The organism is uncultured Flavonifractor sp., assembly GCF_944383115.1.
Taxonomy (GTDB): domain Bacteria; phylum Bacillota; class Clostridia; order Oscillospirales; family Oscillospiraceae; genus Flavonifractor.
In genome coordinates this window covers 1-18,291 of sequence record NZ_CALWOJ010000016.1, presented here as the reverse complement: position 1 = coordinate 18,291, position 18,291 = coordinate 1, and the positions used below count along the sequence as shown (strand labels likewise).

The 18,291-nt window shown below is 54.9% G+C and carries 25 protein-coding genes; 9 read left to right on the top strand and 16 right to left on the bottom strand.

The annotated features are described in order from the left end of the window. Positions 1–92 precede the first annotated feature (92 nt). The 4 genes from Q0K43_RS03460 to Q0K43_RS03450 form a co-directional block, all read right to left on the bottom strand. A complete protein-coding gene (locus Q0K43_RS03460; RefSeq protein ID WP_297289180.1) occupies positions 93–410 on the bottom strand; it encodes a hypothetical protein in 318 nt (105 codons plus the stop codon). Positions 411–512: 102 nt separating this feature from the next. After that, positions 513–713, bottom strand: coding sequence for a cysteine-rich KTR domain-containing protein (locus tag Q0K43_RS11700; RefSeq protein WP_366086127.1), 201 nt, complete (start codon positions 711–713; stop codon positions 513–515). Between the two features lie 48 nt (positions 714–761). Then, positions 762–1,583 carry a rolling circle replication-associated protein gene (locus tag Q0K43_RS03455; RefSeq protein WP_297289179.1) on the bottom strand — a complete coding sequence of 274 codons (822 nt, stop codon included), beginning with the start codon at positions 1,581–1,583 and terminating at the stop codon, positions 762–764. After that, entirely contained in the window at positions 1,580–1,738 is a 159-nt protein-coding gene (locus Q0K43_RS03450; RefSeq protein ID WP_297289178.1) for a hypothetical protein, read from the bottom strand. Before Q0K43_RS03450 ends, Q0K43_RS03455 begins: the two co-directional genes overlap by 4 nt. An 85-nt stretch (positions 1,739–1,823) precedes the next feature. On the opposite strand from Q0K43_RS03450, the gene Q0K43_RS03445 reads away from it, so the two are divergent. Beyond that, positions 1,824–1,997: a type II toxin-antitoxin system HicA family toxin gene (locus tag Q0K43_RS03445; RefSeq protein ID WP_297289177.1), complete on the top strand. Its 174-nt coding sequence runs from the start codon at positions 1,824–1,826 to the stop codon at positions 1,995–1,997. Positions 1,998–2,033: 36 nt separating this feature from the next. Next, positions 2,034–2,423 (top strand): type II toxin-antitoxin system HicB family antitoxin, encoded by a 390-nt coding sequence (locus tag Q0K43_RS03440; RefSeq protein ID WP_297289176.1) that lies wholly within the window; start codon positions 2,034–2,036, stop codon positions 2,421–2,423. A gap of 180 nt (positions 2,424–2,603) precedes the next feature. On the opposite strand, the gene Q0K43_RS03435 is transcribed toward Q0K43_RS03440, so the two are convergent. The 12 genes from Q0K43_RS03435 to Q0K43_RS03385 form a co-directional block, all read right to left on the bottom strand. Further along, positions 2,604–2,753, bottom strand: a complete 150-nt coding sequence (locus Q0K43_RS03435; RefSeq protein ID WP_297289175.1) for a hypothetical protein — start codon at positions 2,751–2,753, stop codon at positions 2,604–2,606. Continuing rightward, positions 2,750–4,570: a PcfJ domain-containing protein gene (locus Q0K43_RS03430; protein WP_297289174.1), complete on the bottom strand. Its 1,821-nt coding sequence runs from the start codon at positions 4,568–4,570 to the stop codon at positions 2,750–2,752. The genes Q0K43_RS03435 and Q0K43_RS03430 overlap by 4 nt, the downstream gene beginning before the upstream one ends. Before the next feature lie 9 nt (positions 4,571–4,579). After that, positions 4,580–4,918: a hypothetical protein gene (locus Q0K43_RS03425; RefSeq protein ID WP_087333604.1), complete on the bottom strand. Its 339-nt coding sequence runs from the start codon at positions 4,916–4,918 to the stop codon at positions 4,580–4,582. Next, entirely contained in the window at positions 4,915–5,889 is a 975-nt protein-coding gene (locus Q0K43_RS03420; RefSeq protein ID WP_297289173.1) for a DUF3102 domain-containing protein, read from the bottom strand. Before Q0K43_RS03420 ends, Q0K43_RS03425 begins: the two co-directional genes overlap by 4 nt. Beyond that, positions 5,876–6,661, bottom strand: a complete 786-nt coding sequence (locus tag Q0K43_RS03415) for a ParA family protein (RefSeq protein ID WP_297289172.1) — start codon at positions 6,659–6,661, stop codon at positions 5,876–5,878. Before Q0K43_RS03415 ends, Q0K43_RS03420 begins: the two co-directional genes overlap by 14 nt. 13 nt (positions 6,662–6,674) lie before the next feature. Beyond that, complete coding sequence (locus tag Q0K43_RS03410) at positions 6,675–6,875, bottom strand: hypothetical protein (protein WP_297289171.1); 201 nt, start codon at positions 6,873–6,875, stop codon at positions 6,675–6,677. Continuing rightward, positions 6,872–8,392, bottom strand: a complete 1,521-nt coding sequence (locus Q0K43_RS03405) for a replicative DNA helicase (RefSeq protein WP_297289170.1) — start codon at positions 8,390–8,392, stop codon at positions 6,872–6,874. The genes Q0K43_RS03410 and Q0K43_RS03405 overlap by 4 nt, the downstream gene beginning before the upstream one ends. Next, the gene (locus Q0K43_RS03400) at positions 8,386–9,204 is read right to left on the bottom strand and encodes a helix-turn-helix domain-containing protein (RefSeq protein ID WP_297289169.1); all 819 of its coding nucleotides are present in this window, start codon (positions 9,202–9,204) and stop codon (positions 8,386–8,388) included. Before Q0K43_RS03400 ends, Q0K43_RS03405 begins: the two co-directional genes overlap by 7 nt. Before the next feature lie 1,021 nt (positions 9,205–10,225). After that, positions 10,226–10,657 carry a hypothetical protein gene (locus Q0K43_RS03395; protein ID WP_297289168.1) on the bottom strand — a complete coding sequence of 144 codons (432 nt, stop codon included), beginning with the start codon at positions 10,655–10,657 and terminating at the stop codon, positions 10,226–10,228. A 135-nt stretch (positions 10,658–10,792) separates the two neighbouring features. Beyond that, positions 10,793–11,254 carry a helix-turn-helix domain-containing protein gene (locus tag Q0K43_RS03390; protein WP_297289167.1) on the bottom strand — a complete coding sequence of 154 codons (462 nt, stop codon included), beginning with the start codon at positions 11,252–11,254 and terminating at the stop codon, positions 10,793–10,795. Positions 11,255–11,294: 40 nt separating this feature from the next. Beyond that, entirely contained in the window at positions 11,295–11,510 is a 216-nt protein-coding gene (locus Q0K43_RS11695; protein ID WP_366086126.1) for a helix-turn-helix transcriptional regulator, read from the bottom strand. A 272-nt stretch (positions 11,511–11,782) separates the two neighbouring features. Then, positions 11,783–12,010 (bottom strand): hypothetical protein, encoded by a 228-nt coding sequence (locus Q0K43_RS03385; protein ID WP_297289166.1) that lies wholly within the window; start codon positions 12,008–12,010, stop codon positions 11,783–11,785. A 130-nt stretch (positions 12,011–12,140) separates the two neighbouring features. Between Q0K43_RS03385 and Q0K43_RS03380 the strand changes: the two genes are divergently transcribed. From Q0K43_RS03380 to Q0K43_RS03350, 7 genes are all read left to right on the top strand, one after another. Beyond that, positions 12,141–12,476, top strand: a complete 336-nt coding sequence (locus Q0K43_RS03380) for a helix-turn-helix domain-containing protein (protein ID WP_297289165.1) — start codon at positions 12,141–12,143, stop codon at positions 12,474–12,476. A gap of 8 nt (positions 12,477–12,484) precedes the next feature. Continuing rightward, on the top strand, positions 12,485–13,099 hold the full coding sequence (locus tag Q0K43_RS03375) for a DUF4236 domain-containing protein (RefSeq protein ID WP_297289164.1): 615 nt from the start codon (positions 12,485–12,487) through the stop codon (positions 13,097–13,099). Positions 13,100–13,395: 296 nt separating this feature from the next. Then, complete coding sequence (locus Q0K43_RS03370; protein WP_297289163.1) at positions 13,396–14,319, top strand: BRCT domain-containing protein; 924 nt, start codon at positions 13,396–13,398, stop codon at positions 14,317–14,319. A gap of 45 nt (positions 14,320–14,364) precedes the next feature. Next, positions 14,365–14,805, top strand: coding sequence for a PH domain-containing protein (locus tag Q0K43_RS03365; RefSeq protein ID WP_297289162.1), 441 nt, complete (start codon positions 14,365–14,367; stop codon positions 14,803–14,805). Between the two features lie 282 nt (positions 14,806–15,087). Then, positions 15,088–15,786, top strand: a complete 699-nt coding sequence (locus Q0K43_RS03360) for an NYN domain-containing protein (protein ID WP_297289161.1) — start codon at positions 15,088–15,090, stop codon at positions 15,784–15,786. 80 nt (positions 15,787–15,866) lie between these two features. Continuing rightward, the gene (locus tag Q0K43_RS03355) at positions 15,867–17,351 is read left to right on the top strand and encodes a recombinase family protein (RefSeq protein WP_297289160.1); all 1,485 of its coding nucleotides are present in this window, start codon (positions 15,867–15,869) and stop codon (positions 17,349–17,351) included. Between the two features lie 160 nt (positions 17,352–17,511). Continuing rightward, on the top strand, positions 17,512–18,138 hold the full coding sequence (locus Q0K43_RS03350) for a hypothetical protein (protein WP_297289159.1): 627 nt from the start codon (positions 17,512–17,514) through the stop codon (positions 18,136–18,138). Positions 18,139–18,291: the final 153 nt, after the last annotated feature.

Sequence of the window (18,291 nt, the reverse complement as noted above, 5' to 3'; positions counted from 1 at the left end):
TCCTGCGTATGACCCGCTCTTTTTTACCCCCGCTCAACGGTCTCCCAGGCCCTCCCCCACGCCGCGGCATAGGGGGGGGATATTTCGGGCGGTCATAGCCGCCGTCTGTCGATGGGCTGACCGTCCGGACCAAATGCACAGGCCATGGGTTTGCCTTTGGTCAGGCCGTGGCCCTCATAAGCGTCGTGGCAATCCTTGCACACATAGGCAAGCAAGCTGTGGTTCAGCGCCACCGCGGGATTGACAATATTCTCCGGTGTCAGCGTGATCAGGTGATGGACGATATATCCCTGCTGGTCCTGGCATTCCTCGCACAATCCGCCGTCGATCTGCAGACGCTTGGCGATATATGCGGCACGGCAGGCCCGCCATGCCTTTGAGCGGTAAAACTGCCTGGCAAATGCTTTCATGTTATCTCCAACGCCGCGGCCCGGCCGTTTGCACCCTGGCTATCACCTCAGGGCAAAAACAAAAGCGCCCAAGCCACGACCCCCATACGGGCGATCATTGGCTCAGGCGCTGGTCTCTTTGGACGCTGGCTCAGGCACTTCGATATTCACGATACTTTCCTGTCGGCAGTGCTTGCACCAGATGGGCCAGTTTCTTGCCTGGCTGTCCGGCCGCACACGATACTGTGTCGGTCTGCCGCAGACGGGACAGATAATACGTCTATCCTTGTTGACCAGTTTACACGGTTCTGGGATCTTTTGCAAGGGACCTTCCTCCTTTTCTACAGCCCGGTTCGATTATTAACACTGGTTTCAAGGTTGAAAATGACTAAGCGGCGGTCGTTGCCGTCCTTTTGTATAGGACAGGCCTGGATCGGCTTCCTCATATAATAGATATCGGGCACCCACAAACATGGCGTATCCATAGGGGTTCGCCTCTCCAAATGCCTCATAGTCCACTGCGCCAAAGGGCGGGGCAAGGGTCATGGAGTCAGACGGGATGTCGGTATATTCCACCTCATACCCCTTGAGGTTTCTGGACGCCCGCCATGTGCGCTCCCCTGGCTTCGGCTTTCCGAACTCTCGTGCCTCTTTGGTCATGTACTTGGCCAGTTCCCGGTAATAGTGGACGTCCAGCGGCTCAATGCGGATGTAGCCTCCCCCGTGCCATAGGGATCGCAGTTCGTCATAATCGCCCGGGCCTGTCCCGTTGATCACAGCATGATGGTGGAGGCGGCGATCCTCCAGGTATCCGTCCTCCATCAGGAAAGAATTTGCTGCCTTGTGGTGGTACCCTTCGGTCACAAACACATAGAGGAGATTACTAAGCCGCCTTCGTCGCCCCCCGCGCAATTTTCGGATAAACTTCTGGAACTCCTTCCCCGCCGCAACCTTATCCGCGGGCAAGTGGGCATCGTCATAGGTAAAGGTGACAACATGATCCTTTCCCCCAAAATTGGCACCCAGCTTGAGTTCCAGCTCCCTCCAGCTGTTTTTGAGGTTCATGTACTGCTGGGCAGCGGTAGAAGCAGCTTGTTTGGCTGCTCTTATCCGTGGACCGTCTTCTTTAGATGGAATCGCCACCAAATAGTCGTAATTCACCAGCCCAGCCCGGATGTGTTTCAGCCGCTTCATCTGCGCACCTCTTGAAATCGGCCCATGTAGTGGGTCCTCCAGATGGCCTCCGGCTGACGGAGGGAGAGCATTTTCTCCCGTACCAGCTTGTCCATCACCCGGCCGATGCTGGGCTGGCCGTCCATAGAGATCCGCCGTAAATTTTTGCGTTTCACGATATCACTTCTTTTCCATTTTTTATTTTCTCTCTTGACAAATGCGCATTAAATGCGTATAATATACTTGTAAGGAGGAGAGACAATGAAGCGCAGGGACTTAATAAAGCTCCTAAAATCAAACGGATGGTGGCTCCTCCGCTCAGGCAATAACCACGATATCTACACCAACGGCAAAGCATCCGAACCCATCCCCCGGCACAACGAAATCAAAGAGCAGTTGGCAGCAGCCATCATCCGGCGGCAGGGGCTGAAATAAGCCCCTCGCCGCCACCAAAAAAGGAGGTTTATATAGATGAAGCAAGTTTATCCAGTGATCCTTCATCCGGAGGCAGAGGGTGGATTTTCTGTGTCCGTACCAGACCTGGACATCGGCACTCAGGGAGAAACCGTAGCAGAATGTATTGACATGGCTCGGGATGCCATCGGGCTGTGGGGAATCTGCGAACAGGACGCGGGCCGATCTATCCCGGAACCTACCGGCCTGACCCCGGCCCATGAGGATGGGGAACTGGTCACCCTGGTAGACATTGACTTTGACGCCTACCGTCGGGCTCACGATATGCGGACGATCCGGAAAAACGTCACTATCCCCAGCTACCTGAACGATCTGGCCGAACGCGCTGGTGTCAACTTCTCCCAAGTCCTCCAGGACGGGCTGAAGCAGCGTCTCGGCGTAGAGTAATCAAGATCAGGCCCAGGCCGCCCTTACACAGGGCGGCCTTATTTTTTGGTGTCTCCCAATGGCTCCGGCTCTCTGCCGGGCGCCCCGCCGCAGCAGGGTCCCGGTTTTCAGGGGAAAAACAGAGAGAGAGGTCCGGGTGGTGGCGCACCCACCCGGCAGAGAGCCAGAGCGGCTATGCAGTCAAGTATCTTTTGCGTCCTGTTTTGCCCCGTCGATCAGGTTGGCCAGAACCGACAGCACAAACAGGGCCTCCGGGTCATCCGTCTTGATAGGCTGCCCACAGATTGGGCAGGGATCACCCGGCTTCAACCGGGTCAGTTCTTCGTTCATGCCGCACCTGCCTCCTTGTCGGGTTGTACCGGTTGCTGCGCTTTCCTGGATCGCTGGGCCACAAACCACGGCTTTAATACCTCCCGCTCCCAGCGGTCACAAAAATCCCTCACTTTGCGTGGAATCTTATGACGGTACTGTTTATGTTCTCCATGACGTTCATTGCCATACCCATGCAGTTGCACTTCCGTCGGCTCCTTGTTCATCATGTTGATCTGGAGCGTGTAGTAACTCCGTTCCGGACGTCGATATTTCCGTACAAAGAATATGGGTCTCCCTGAGCAGTGCATCTCTCCATAAGTGCCTACGCAGTGTCGCAGGGTCTTTCCCTCCGCCACAAGTTCCTCCTCTGTCCGAGGTAGCATCACACACAGCTCACCGTCTGTCCACTCCAAATCCCGATACTTGATAAATGTGCTGGTGAAACCCAACTGGTACGAGGCTTTTTTGCGGCCCGACCAAAACTGGGTGATCCGCTCATGTGCGGCAACCAAATCGCGGGGCCAGAGTGTCTCCTCATTTTCCGCAAATTCTGCATCCCGCATCATTTTGCGATAGTCGATCAGCAGCTGCACACCGTCGGTTCGGACATCCTGCCTTTCCAGATACTGCACAACCCGGATCGGCGTCAAGTCTTCCCACCCGGCAGCAACCATTTCCAGGAGATGCCCCATAGCCTTACATCCGATACTCTCCCGGCAACGCTCAAACTCCAGAGCGTCCGCTGCTGGAAACTGACGCCTATATCTGTCCCAACATTCCGCATCATCAGCCCCCCAGGCCTTTTTGCGGATCTCGCGAAATGCTGTCTTACTCATGTGCAGCATCCTGTGCGGCTTGACCTCCGTCCAATCCGCCCAGGGAATGGGCGGCGCATCGCACAGGTCAGCCGTAGTTCCCGCACAGTCAAGCAACCCGTCAATGGCTTGCACTACAGCCGCCTCAAATCCCTGGCGCATCAGGTTTTCCACCTGCGGGTGTTTTTCCCAAACATGAAGATATGCTCCAGGCCAGCAGCCTTCGGCCCCTATGTAAACATCGAGGGCAGTTTTTTCTCCGGTATGACCACCCAGATCCGGCCCATAGGCAAGCGTCCACCCGCCCACCTTCCGGTGGCTTTCAGCCTCCCAGGAATAATACAGGATCTGCATGGGGTCCCTGGAGTGAGCGCAGGGAACCCATACCGTATCCCTTATATCGCCGCTGCGCATCTCGGCCCGGAACCGGCGTATCTTTCCATCTGTATCCACAATCAGAGCCGCATTTGGAACAAAAACTGTTGTATCTGTGCCGTCCGCGTCCTGCCAGCGGCGAACCACCCAATACATAACCGCTGTGTAGTGGTCGATATTTATCACCTCAGCCTGAAGCACCTGAAAGGTCCTTCCATGTCGAAGCTCAGAGCGGTGCGTAACCGCAGCCGTAGTCCAGCAGTGTGGACAGCTGATAGCTTCACCGCTAAAATACACGCTGGCGTCCGGCCCCGGCTCCACATACCCATCGTAGGTCTGCCCGTCCGGCCCCTCTGCCAGAACAATGCCTCCCTTGGAATAGCCCGCCGTGAAATCTTCTCCGCAGTTGGTGCAAGTGCAGCGGGCGCCCCAACGGCGTTTCTTTGACCGCTCCCATCGTGCCCAGTCCTCCGGGCCCATAAGCTGCTGGATCTCGTCTGTCAAATCGACCGATTCTCGGTGATATAGAATCAAGTGGGTGCCAAGGCCGTCGCCGTCATAAATATCCATCAGTACATCGTTCCGAAGATCATCGCAGGGCTGGATTGGAAGTTTTGCGGCAAGATCTTTCCAGGTCATATCCATCGCCGCACCTCACAGGAAGTCCGCTAGGCTGAGAACCTTCGGAGTATCCCCTCCGGCCGCAGCGGAGGCGGCGCCAAGCCCATAAAACTCCCGCAGGATCTCCTCCGCCTCCAGCGGCGTGACGCAGGAGAAGCCGCCGGTCTTATGGCTGTCCGCAAAGGACTTGATCTTCTTCTCAGCCTGAACGATCCCCATTTGTGGATTTTCCAAGTCCTTTGCCAGCAGCTCCGCGCTCTCGGGTTCTCTCCGGCAAATGTCCTTCAGCTGCTCCGCCACCATCCAGGGTGCGGAGCGCTCTTTAACTTTGCTCTGCTGCTCATTCAGCAGCTTGATTGCCCGATCAATCATTCGGCATACCTCCCGAAGATCTCGGCTAGATACTTCATGGCCTTCTCCATGTCCTGGGCGGCGGTCTGATCCTCCCGGCCCCGGGCTTTGAGCAGATAGCCCTGCATCTTGTTGGCCAGCTCCTGGCCTTGGATAAACAGCACATCGAACTGAGTCAGCTCCTTGTCTCCTGCAATGGCAGCTTTCTTTTCTGATTTCTCCCGCTCCTCCAGGTAGCGCTTTAAGTCCTCCGTCTTAGCCTCAGCCTCCTGCTGCCGGTACTTAGCCTTGGCCGCCGCCTCCTTGGCCTTGTCTAGCTTGGCCTGCATCTCGGCGATGGCATCAGCCCTGGCCTTGTCAATGGCGGCCTGGTCCACGACGGTCTCCACCGCCACCTCCACCGGGCGGGCCTTCAGCTCGGCCAGATCCTTCTCCAGCCGGGCAGCGTCCCGCTCGGCCTGCTCTCTGGCATCCTGGGCAGAGGCCAGGCTGGCATTGAGCAGCCGCATATCCTCCGCCATTTTATCCCGGGCTTGCTCCGCTGTGCGCTGATCTGCCGCAGCCTGTTCGGCGGCCGCTCTGGCCTCGTCCCGCTCCTTGATGGCCTGCTCCAGCTGGCGGGCGCTCATGTCGACGACCTTGTGGTCCTCCATAAACTGCTCCCGCTCCTCCGGCGGCAATGCCAGGAGGGCTAAGGCTTTGGAGGCCCCCAAATCCGCAAGCGTCTGCGTATTTGACCACTCCCGGGCCAGGCGCATAAAGTTCTGGGCGGTACGAGGGGAAAATTCCACCTGCTCCGTCAGCCAGGGCAGCCACTCCCCGTGGGAAAGCATATCCTTTGCCTCGATGAGACACCGGCCAATGGTGAGGATGGCCTCTCCTCCGGCCCGCTTGGCGTCCAGAATCTCCCCGGTGATGACCTCGATGGTCCTGTCCTCCGCAGGCGGGGTCATAGTCTGGGCGATAAGCCGCCCCAGGTCAGGCTTGCCCATATCGGATCCCCTCCTTTGCCGCCAGCTCCGCCACCCAGGCCCGGTAATCCCGGGCTGCCGAGCAGAATGGGCTCCAGGCCTGCACCGCCATCCGTGCCCAGCTGGACTCGGGTACCTTGTCGGTGCGGCGGATCACCGTATCGTACACCGGCACCATGCCCTCCTCCCGGAGGTAGGCTACCGAGTCCTCCACCACTGGGGAACGGTGCCACTGGTTCACCAGCACACCGGCCACCCGGATCTCAGGTCTGATGTACCGCAGACTGTCGATCTGCTCCACCAGGTCAGCCACACCGGTGGAGGAACAGGCATCGGACAGCACCGGGATGATGACGGCGTCGCTGGCCAGGATGGCTGACACGCAGGCAGTCGACAGGTTGGGCGGGCAGTCTATGACCATCACGTCATAGGCCTCGTCCTCCTCCAGTGCCTCCCGCATATCCCGCAGCGCCCGGTAGCTCCGGCCCCGATCGCCACCAGCGGCCTCCAGATCCAACGCCCACAGATCTTCCGCCGCCGGCAGCACATCCAGGCCGGGTACATCTGTCTGCGCCACCAACTGGTCATAGCAGAGTTCGTACCCTCTAAGCAAAGCGCCCAAGCCAGCATACTCACCGGGGGGCAGCAGAATCTGAGTGGCGTTTGCCTGCCCATCGGCATCCACCAACAGCACCCGCAGCCGGCAGCTGGTAGCCAGCACATAGGCCAGATTGACAGCGGTGGTGGTCTTGCCCACCCCGCCCTTTCGATTGACAATAGCGAAGGTTTTCATGCACAAAACACTCCTATCTTTCGTTGATTGGGAAACACTCCCGGATGGTCTCATTACCCACTTTTGCTTCTGCCATGTAATACCGCCGGGCCGGATGGATGTAGACGATCCGGCCGGTCACAGTCCTCAGCTTGCGCTGCTTGTCCGCCCGCTGGCCGCTGACCTCGTGGTCAAAGGCCGACGGGGTCCAGGTGATTTTCTCGCCTATCCTCATGTGTTTCCTCCTCCAGAGCCTGGACTGCCAGGGTCAGCGCCTGAGCCAGCTGCCGGTGCCCCTCCGGCAGGCTGCTCACCCGCGCCAGGGCCTCTCGGCGCAGGATCTCCAGCCGCAGCAGCTGGGCCGCTCTGGCATTGTCCATGCTGGTCTCCTTTCTCCGCAAAGGGATCGTCAGGGTCATTATAAATGCCCTCCCAGAAACGGTCAGCAAAGCTGATCTGCTTGTACTGCCTGGGCCGCTTCATGGGGGTCACCGGGGGTGCCGGCTGATCCACCACAGACTGGCGGAACCGCTGATAGGCTCCGTCAAAGGTGAGGTACATCCGCCCCCGCTCGCCGTCCTTGTTTTTGGCCAATTTAAGCACACGACGGCTCTCATTTGGCTTGGACGGGTCCTCCAGGTAGAGCAGCAGGATGGCGTCCGCATCCTGTTCGATCTGTCCGGACTCCCGCAGATCGCTCATGGTGGGCTCAATGACCTTGCTCTCGTCCCTGGTCTTTTCCGACCGGGACAGCTGGGACAGGGCCACCGTCAGGATGCCGTTGGTGTGGGCCATCTGCTGGAATGCCCGGCTGATGGAGGCCACCTGCTCCGTCCGGTTTGCCTTGCGGGTCTCCGGCTCCACAATCTGGAGATAGTCCACATAGACGATCTGGTATCGGTTTGCCAGGGCGTCTGCCCGAATATCTGCCGCCGTCATACCAGAGGCGTCAATGAGGTCCATCTGATGCTTGATGATTTTGGGTGCGGAGTTGGCCGCCTGGGCCCACTCCGCCTCAGTGAGGGCGCCCCGCTTGATAGCCGCCATCTCGATCCCAGCCAGATTGGAGATTAAGCGGTCCGCCAGCTTGTAGCGGCTGGTCTCCAGGGAATAAAATCCAACCCGCTTGACCTCGCTCTGATGGTAAGCAAAGGTCACGGCCAAAGCTGTCTTGCCGGCGGAAGGATAGCCGCCCAGCACCACCATGTCCCCCAGATCCACAAAGAGCTGCTCATCCAGCTTGGACAATCCCCAGGTCATGTACCGGTGCGGTGTTGTGTGCCGCTGCCAAAAGGACTGGAGCATCTGCTCCATGTTCATCCGGCGCACGCTTTGTCGCTCCACTGTGAGGGCCTGCAGCTTGCTTATACCCTGGACCATAGCCTCCATGTCGGGTACGGTGGTAAGCTCCTGGGCAATCTCTCGCCCGCGGTAGACTCGGGCCTGCTCCTGCATCCTGGGCACATAGGCCCAGATATTTGCGGCGGTTGGAGTGTCCTCCATGATCTGGATGAGAGCCTTGCTCCAATCATCTCCGCCGCCCAGCCTGTCCCGTATGGTCACCGAGTCCACCGGCTGCCCGCTGACAAACTGGGCCCGGATGGCCTGATAGATCCGCCGGTAACCCTCGTCCAGGAAGTCCTGGTCAGACACCTTGCTCAGTACCGGTCCCACAAGTTCCGGGGAGATCAGCAGGGAGCCAATCACCGCCTCCTGATTGGACAGCCGGTCCTGCACATCCATGCTCACCATGTAGGCACCTCCTCGCGCTGGACCACCTGCACAGGCGAGAAGGCCTGCATAGTTTTCCGCTTCTCCGTCCACCGGCGATCCCGCAGCCAGCGGAAGGCGTAGGGGATGCCCCGGCCTTCCCGCCAGTCCTCGCAGTCCAGGTGCCGCTTAAGCCCCACGGCGATGTCGTGGAGCAGGGCCGCCTCGGAGCCGTACCGCTCCACCAGGGCCTTATCCTCCGGCAGCCTGTCCCACTGCTCCACCGCCTTGGCCCTGTCCTCGTCCCTGGGGTAGGCCTTCCAGAAACCCTCGAACCGCTCTGGGTGCCATGTGGGCGCCGACTTGGGCCTTCGCTTTTTCCGCTGGGGCTTGTCCCCCGGTGGGGGACTATGGGGGTTTATTAAGTCTTTATTTGATATATCTTTATTTAATTGCGTCGGATTTTCCGACGACGGTTTTTCCAACGTCGGTTCAGCCGACGTCGGTTTTCCCGACAATGGTGCGTCTTCCTCCATTGTCGGGTTTTCCGACAATGGTGCCGCCACATCCCGGATGTCGTAGATCACGCCGGTGAACTTGCCGCCCTCTCCATGGGAGCGGGTGCGCCTCAGATAGCCCGCCGTCTCCATCTCTCCCAGGGCTGAGCGGATGGCATCCCGCCCGCAGCCGGCCACCGTGGCCAGTCCGGCCACACTGTAGTCCCAGTCCTCCGGCAGGGACAGGATAATGGCAAACAGCCCCTTGGTCTTGAGGGACAACCCGGTATCCCGCAGGATGCCGTTGGGCAGGACGGTATACCCGCCGCTGCGCTGAACACGGATCACATCAGCCATTTTTATTCTCTCCCAGTTGTATTCCACTTCCACCTATGGTAAAATATTCATCAATGGGGGGATATCGATGCCGAGGTCGATTTATGAAGCTTATTGGCGGAGTTTTGTAGACATAAAAATTGCTGAACAATATTTTTCTCTTTATGCAAGCCATTCTCAGCACCGCCTTTGGGTAATAAATGCGTTTTGTATGATTTTTTCTTTTACTGGTGTTGTCTCCTGGGTAAACAGTTACTGTCCCCCTGTCCTATCTGCTTTGATTATTCTCACTTCCCAAGTTGTATGCGTACTTCAACCACTATACCCGTATAGCCAAAGATTATATGCCGCTCAATGCATATACAAAGAATACACAAATCTCGCCCTGCTTTCCGAACAGACAGTGAATGGCTATCTCTATGGGAATATCAAGGATGATAATCTTCTTACCTCACTAGAGTACGCACAGCGGGAAAGTAATGACATCGAAAACAGGTTCTGCTCCGTAAACCTTTTTCCCCAGAATAGCAGGATTCATAAAACTGCAGAAAAATCGGCCCTGCAATACTTAACTGTGCATTTCAATTTAGGAGAGTGAATCAATATGATGGGCAAGCCTGCTCCGCTTCCTCAGAAACCAAATGACAAAAAACCAACTGGTAAAAAATCGGGTACACAAAAGAATAGCGGCCTAGTTCCCCCAACAACAATTACCCCGCCTGTTCCTAAGGGGCCCCAAAAATAACGGCTTGTTTTGGGTCTTCATTTTTCGCGACTGTTCTTTCCCTTTTTCATCCATCTGCAATAGGCACAACGGGTATCTGGGTTTGTCCAAAGTACAAAGGCCATCAACAGTCTATGTACCGCAATTCCTACAGCTACCCCCAATAGAAACGTCATTTCCCCTCACCCCTTGTAAAATCCGGCTATTTGTGGTATCATAATAATGGTTTTCATGCACGAAACCATTGTTTGGCCTCTCTGTCTGCGCCCACAGACAGGGGGGCCTTTCTTTATGCCTTTTCACGGGACTTCCCTCCTCCTACCAGATCCCCATTCGGATCATGACTTCCGTGGCGATCCGCTTGATGTTTTCCCGGTTGGCCGCCCGCTCTTCCTCGCTGACTTCCACGTCTTTGTACTCCCCCAAGCAGAAACTACAGCCCTGTTTAGGTCCGGATGCACAAGTAACCGATTCCACTACCAGGGTCCAAGGTGTCCGCACATGGTCCTCTCCTGGCTTCTTTATAATCGCCGAAAACCAATGCAGGCCCTTGCGCCGGGTAATGACGGTGTCCATAGTAGTCCAGCTGAAGTACTCCTTCTTTTCTTTCACTGTGACTACCAACTCTTCGACAGGCTCAATAATGACCAGCGTATCGGGGTCTGTATCTACCACCTCCACGATCCGCCGGTCGGTTGGTTTGCTCAGATCCATCTGCTGTGCCAATCGTGCCGCTTCACGTCGATCCATATGTAAACACCTCCTCTTCCCTCTTATGCTGCGGCAGGGATGTCCTATCCCACCCAGTTGGGCAGGCCCACCGCGACGATGATGCAGCCCAGCCATACGGCGCTGCCCCAAAACGGATGCCATCTGTGTTTCATGTCAGCCTTCCTTTCCACAGATCTGGTTTGCACACCGCAGCTCCAGCGCAGCCTCCACGATCTCCTGCAAGTCCTCCATGATCGCGTCAAACTCGGCCCGCTCGCCAGCGTCAATGACGTTGTCCTCCGCGATCCGCAGCAGCCGCCGGTCGGCGTGGGATTCCGCAAAGGCAAAGATCCGGTTGGTCAGCTTGGCGCTGGCCTCCAGCACGGACTTGGGCCGGATCTCCGGCACCACACTGCTGTACAAGTCGTCAGTTTCCTGGAGATGCTGCAAACCCAGATAGACCGCGTTGTATAGAACCGCCATTTGTCGTACTACATGAGTAGGTGGTATCCGCTGGCCGGTTTCATAAGCGCGTACACTTTCCACAGATACTCCCAGCCGCTCCGCTGCCGCTTCCTGGGTCAAACCGGCGGCCGTGCGGCAGGTTTTGTAGATATTCCGGTAGTCTCCCGGCATGGTTATCTCCTCCTTTTCAGGGTTAAAATGGTTGTAGGAATCAACTGGCATCCCGCTCAATCTCTTCGGGTGTCGCCCGTCCTAGAAGGGTATCTAGAGGCACCCGGAACAAATCCGCCAGCATAAGCGCCGTGGACAGGCCCGGAATCCGGGTCCCGTTTTCCCATTGACAAACGGCCCCCTTCGTCACATGGATCGCTTCAGCCACGTCTTGCTGTGTCATCCCCCGGGACTCCCGCAATTCTTTAAGTCTCACCTTTTTCCCTCCTTTCAGGTTGTCCTTTTTCTGGTTATGTGCTATGATTCACAATAGGTAAACATTAGCCGCAGATATCCGTACCAAATATAAGCGACAGCCACAACACACCGATGAACACCAGCCAAAGGAGATATAATTTAAATCCCTTGGGATTGACGTATTTATAGGTCGGAATACAGATCCCGTACAGAACAGCAATAAGAGATACGCAGAATATTTGTGTTCCATTCATCATATCTCACCGTCTTTCTCTGCTTTTACTTGTGGTGTCACTGTTCCGGTCCTGAGGTCACTCCCATCACATTTGTGATAAAGGGCGGCAAAATAATGCACCGCCGTCCGATACGGCTGCTCAGCTCATTTTCCATTTGGGCCGTGTGAGCACCTGTTAAATACCTATTGCTAAACATAAGTAAAGCAGTATCGCTGTCATCAATGCCCTGGATATCTCTAAACTCTACTGTTTTGCCATTCTCCAGTTCTACTAGGACTTTCATGTCCGTTCCCTCTCTCTGTTTACCGTTCGTTTACTCTGGGACAATCATAAATCCCCAATTTATGATTGTCAACTGTTTATCCCCAATTTATGATTTTTTGTAATTCTTTTTATAATAGGAGTGATGCCCTTTGGATGTCAAAATTTTTGTTGAAAATGTCAAAGAGCTTTGCCGGAAAAAGGGTGTTAAACCAACTATCGCCTGTGATGAAAGTGGCGCTGGGAAAAACTTATTGAATCATATCGAAACCCGCGGCAGTATTCCTTCCGTTGCAAAAGTCCAAATGCTGGCTGAATATCTGGGCGTCACTACAAGCGACTTGCTGGGCGAAAAAAAAGAGCCCACCGTACAAGACGATGGACTCTCTGAAGGGGAGCGGGTACTTATGACACTGTTCCGGCAGCTGACGCCGGATCAGCAGGAGATGGTACTCCGCATGGTTCAGGCTGCTGCAGACAAGCTGTAACCGCCTCCATGGCGGCGGCCAGTACAGCCGCCGGGTCTTTACTGTCCCGGATGATCGACAATAACCTAAGTTCATTTTCGCTCATAGGCACCGCCCCCTTTATTGCCATTATAGAACATACGTTCTATAATGGCAATACACCAAAGGAATTTTCTTGTAAGAAAGAAGGACTTACTATGGGATCTCGTTTTCGGAAAAGCGTTAAACTTGCTCCCGGCGTCAAACTCAATTTAGGGAAAAAGAGCGCAGGAATAAGCATAGGCGGTAAGCACGGAGGCATTAACATTAATTCTAAGACAGGAGCATCCAGTCGTGTCTCTGTGCCTGGTACCGGAATTTCATATACCTCCAATCTTTCGTCCAAAAAGAAAAAAACTACATCTGCTCCAACTCCACATACTGTTCCTGATGACTATATGTCTCAAGAGGGCTTGTCTAAGACAAAAACAGATTTGATAAAGAATCGGTGGCTGTTTTTCTTTGTTTTTGTCATTTTCTTTTTTACTGGGTTGCTTGCCCTTTTTCTTAAATGGGTTCTACTTGGAATAATAGAAATTGTTGTTGCTATTATATCGGCTATAGTTGCGTATAAAGGATTTGCATATCACCAGGAGACTGATTGATTTATCATCTCTTGAAATGAGGGAATTACGATGAAGTGTCCTGCCTGCGGTACAAAGTATAAAGGCAAAAAATGCCCTAGCTGCGGTCGGCATACTGATGCAAAACTGGAAGCCAGGCGTAACACCCGCATTGCCTTGCTGGTGGTTATCCTAATTTTCGCAGCCATCTTGTTATTCTACCTTTTCAGCACGCTGGATTATTTCAATGGAATCGTTGATATGACCCGCAATTCCTTAGATGGATGAGCAATGTAAAATAGTTTATCTGCGTCACAGAAAAAGGAGAGGTTGGTATTATGCCCACAAAAGACTTAGAGGACTACCGCCGCTTTACAAAACCCGCAGAGTTGCACAAGGCGGTCAACACGCTGCGGGGCCTGGTGGCAGGCATAAACTCCGATATGGATGTGAGTTCCAAGGAGGTCACAGAACTGGTCCATTGGTGTGAGATTCACGCTGAATTTCGTGATCGCCATCCTTTCTCTGAAATTCTGCCTGTGGTAGAACGGGCCACCGAGGATGGGGTAGTGACTGAAGAGGAAGCGAAGGATATTTTGTGGCTCTGCAATAACTTTGCAGACAACAACGCCTATTATGACATGGTCACCTCCTCCATCCAGTTCCTAGCCGGAATGCTCCACGGCCTTCTGGCGGATGGAGAGCTGAGCGATCGAGAGATTATGACTCTAAAAGCATGGGTTGACGCCAATGATTTTCTGTCTGGTACATATCCCTTCGATGAAATCAACAGCCTTCTCTATGTGATCTTGGCAGACAAGAAAATTACACAGGAAGAGCGGGAAACTCTGATGGCATTATTCGGAGATGTAATCGACTTCACTTCCTCCTACAACCTGTCCGAGAAAGAGTTCTCCCGGCTCCGGGAAACCTATAGCATCGGCGGTATCTGTGCCGTCTGTCCTGAGATCACCTTCCAGGATAAGACCTTCTGCTTCACCGGAGAATTTTACCGGGCAAAGCGTACTGAGGTTGCGGACACTGTTGTACAGCTGGGCGGGAGGGTCCAAACCTCCGTGTCTGCCAAGACCGACTACCTGGTAGTGGGCAATGCGGGGAATCCCTGCTGGGCCTACGCCTGCTATGGCCGTAAGATCGAGCAGGCTGTGAATCTGCGCAAAGATGGCGCCGGGATCGTAATCGTCAATGAGACCGATTTCTGGGACGCAGTGGACGATGCGGCTATTATGACCGATAATTGAGACACAAAAAGATTGCTACATTATGAACAGAAAGAGGTTTTTACTATGGGACTGTTTGGTAATCTGACCCAGGGTATTCTGGGCAACATGAGCGAAGTGTCTGTGGATGAACTGATGAAGGAATATGGCGCCTATCTGATGGACGGCGAGACCATCCAGACCGGCTTCCGGCTGGTCCGGGATGTGGTTCTCTTCACCAACAAGCGCATCGTGGACTTTGACAAGCAGGGCGCCACCGGCCAGAAGATGCGGGTGGACTCCATCAATCTCTCCAGTATCATCCACGTCTCCGCCGAAACCTCTGGTTTTGGCATGGATGACAGCGAGATCAATATCTCTTACATCTCCTCCCCCTACTACCGGGCCAGCGGCGGGGTGTCTGTTGCGGAAAAGAAATTTGAGTTCCCCAAAAAGTACAACATTCAGCCGCTGTACAAGCAGCTCCAGGAGATCGCTTACGAGAACCACGAAAACCTGAACAAGTAACTTCACCATAAGACAATAAGAGCCGGGGCTTATATTTTTATTTAATGTATTGCTTAAAAGTACACATCGTGAAGAATGATAATTGCAAAAATCAATTGGCATTTTCAACAAAGATTGAAACCTCTGGTTGACATTTTAACTCCGGGGGCATATTATAAAGACACAACGAAATGACTTTTGTCACCTCTCCGTTGTGCTTATCAAGCCCTTGGAACAGGTCCCCCACCATAAGGGGAGCGCCAGTTCTAAGGGCTTTAGACTTATCAAAGGGAGTAACACAAGATGTCTAAAACTGCAATATTAGTAGATGGAGGATTTTACAGGAAGCGCGCAAAAAAGCTATGGGGAGAACGCACCCCGCAAGTAGCTGCTAATGGGCTGATTACATATGTCCGCAGACATTTGCACGAGCATCACTTAACACATGAACTCTATCGAATTTTTTATTATGATTGTCCCCCTGTTGATAAGCAGATGTATCATCCGCTCTTAAAAAAGACCATAAATCTGGGTGTCTCCTCAGAATATATTTGGATGACCCAGTTTCTAGATTGTTTAAAAGAAAAGCGCAAGGTTGCCCTGCGGTTGGGCATACTCGATGACAGTAATTCTGTTTATACTTTAAAATACGATGCCGTAAAAAAGCTGTGCTCTGGCTCTATATCTACCTCTGACCTTACAGAGAATCACTTTGAGATGACCATTCGCCAAAAAGGCGTTGATATGAAAATCGGGATGGATATTGCCTCTCTGGCCTATAAGCACCAGGTAGATCAAATTGTCCTCATCGCCGGAGACAGTGACTTTGTCCCTGCCGCAAAACTTGCTCGCAGAGAGGGACTCGATTTTGTTCTGGATCCTCTGGAAATGGAAATTGGACATGACAGAGATCTCTTCGAACATATCGATGGAAAGCGCAGTTGCGGTAACCCTTATCGAAAAGAGCAGACCAGTGAGTCTTTAGCTCCATACAAAGCATAATTATAAATGCCGGGGCTTACGCCCCGGCCTCTTAAACCGCCAGAAATCGAACATTTGTGCCACGAAAGCAGGTGAATCTGATGGACGCAGCCCAATATCTCCGCAAGTCCCGCATGGAGGAAGGCATGGACACCGAGGAGGTGCTGGCCAAGCATCGCAAGGCTCTGGCCGACTTTGCCGCCTCCCACGACATCCACATCATCGAGACCTACTATGAGGTGGTCAGCGGCGAGAGCCTGTACGCCCGGCCGGAGATGCTCCGGCTGCTGGAGGATGTGGAGGAGGGCCGCTACGACGCCGTGCTGGTGATGGATCTGGACCGGCTCTCCCGTGGCCGCATGAAGGACCAGGGCATCATCCTGGACGCCTTCCGGGACTCGGGCACCCTCATCATCACCCCGGAAAAGACCTATGACCTGTCCGACGATCTGGATGATGAAATGGCAGAGTTCAAGACCTTTATGAGCCGCCGGGAATACAAGATCATCAACAAGCGGCTGCGGCGTGGTCTAAAGCAGACCATCCGGGACGGCTGCTATGTGGCCAACGCCCCCTACGGATACCGGAAGGTCACAGTGGACCGGAAGCCCACCCTGGAGATCTACGAGCCGGAGGCCAAGTTCGTGCGCATGATGTACGATCTCTATCTCCAGGGCTACGGCTGCGTCTCTATCGCCCGGTATATCAATTCTCTGGGCGCCAAGCCCCACCGCTCGACGGAGTTCACCCGCAACAGCGTGGCCCATATCCTGCGCAATCCCACCTTTGCCGGCAAGATCGTGTGGGATCAAAAGACTCACATCCGCAAGGGAGCCAAGGGCAACCCCAAGCACATCACCATCTACAATCCACGGGATCAGTGGACCATCGTGGACGGAATGCACCCGGCCATCGTCTCTCAGGAGACCTATGATCAGGTCCAGGCGGTGCTGGCGGGGCGGTATATTCCCTCCAAGCGGGACGGTACCGTGCGCAGCTCCCTGGCCGGTCTGGTGAAATGCGCCAACTGCGGCCAGAATATGCAGCGCATGACCATGAAGAACCAGCCCTATCTGCTCTGCACCCGTCCCGGCTGCTGCGCCAGCACCAAGTTTGAGCTGGTGGAGGATCGGGTGTTGGCCTACCTAGAGGAGACCCTGATCCACCTGGAGCTGCAGCAGCAGGCCGGTGTCAGCCGGGATACCTCCGTGCAGGAGGCGGCGCTGGAGGCCGTCAAGAAGGAACTGGCCGCCGCCCAGCGGCAGAAGAGCCGTCTGTATGAGCTGCTGGAGATGGAGGAATACGACCTGCCCACTTTCCGGGAGCGGATGGCCGCGGTGAAGGAGAAGATCGCCGGTCTTGAACGCCGCCAGCGGGAAGCTCAGCAGGCCATTGAGGACGCCAAGACGGCAGACCCAGCTTCCCTGGCCAAGAAGATCCGAGCCGTCCTGGATGCCTACGACGCCGCCGATCCCGCCGGCCGCAACGCCATGCTGAAGGGTGTCATCTCCACCATCCAGTACCAAAAGGAGAAGAAAACCAGGCCCACCGAGTTCCAACTGGCTTTTGAGCTGAAACCCTTCTGATTGCAACCCCTTGGGGCGCAATGGTTTCAGCGGTATATAAGGCGCAATATCTTCCGATAAGGATTGTATCGAAGATCTGCGTTTCTATCCCACCCAGAGTTCCCAGGCGGCCATTGAGCGTGCCGTCAGCATCAAGGCCGGCAAGGCTGAGCTGCTCTATGTGTACATCGATGTGGAGCCGGTTGGATTCAACCGGGGCTTCTACACCGTTGACGTGCGCTACTTCTATCGGGTCACCGCCGACGCCTTCGTGGGCGCCGCCCGGCCTGTGGAGGTCAGCGGCCTGTGCGTCTTTGACAAGCGGGTGATCCTGTTCGGCAGCGAAGGCACCGCCAAGATCTTCTCCTCTCAGACCTCTCTGGAGGGTCTGGATGAGCAGATGCTCCGCCAGAGCAACCTGCCCACCGCCGTAGTAGAGGTGGTGGACCCCATCGTCCTCAACATGAAACTGGTGGACGTGTGCGAGTGCCATCCCTGCGACTGCGAACTGTCCGACATTCCGCCCTGTATCTGCGGCTGCTTCAACAGCGAGCTGTGCTGCGGCACGCAGGGCAAGCGGATCTATGTCACTCTGGGCCAGTTCTCCATCATCCGGCTGGAGCGCGATTCCCAGCTGCTCATGCCGGTGTACGATTACTGTATGCCCGAAAAGGAATGCGCCTGCGGCGGCGGCGAAGAGGACCCCTGCGAGATCTTCCGCCATGTGAAGTTCCCCGTCAACGAGTTTTTCCCGCCCAGCGCCCCCGGCGCCGACTGTCATCCTCAGCTGAAGGGCTGCTGTTCCTGAGACCAGCTGAATATGAGCGTCGGTTAAGACTCACGAAGAAGGAAGGCTGCCAAACCGGCAGCCTTCCTTTTTGTCTATGGTGAATTATACTATCAAGTGCAACACTTTAGGAAAATAAAAAGAAGTTCATACAGAACCCTGGTAGAATGAAGT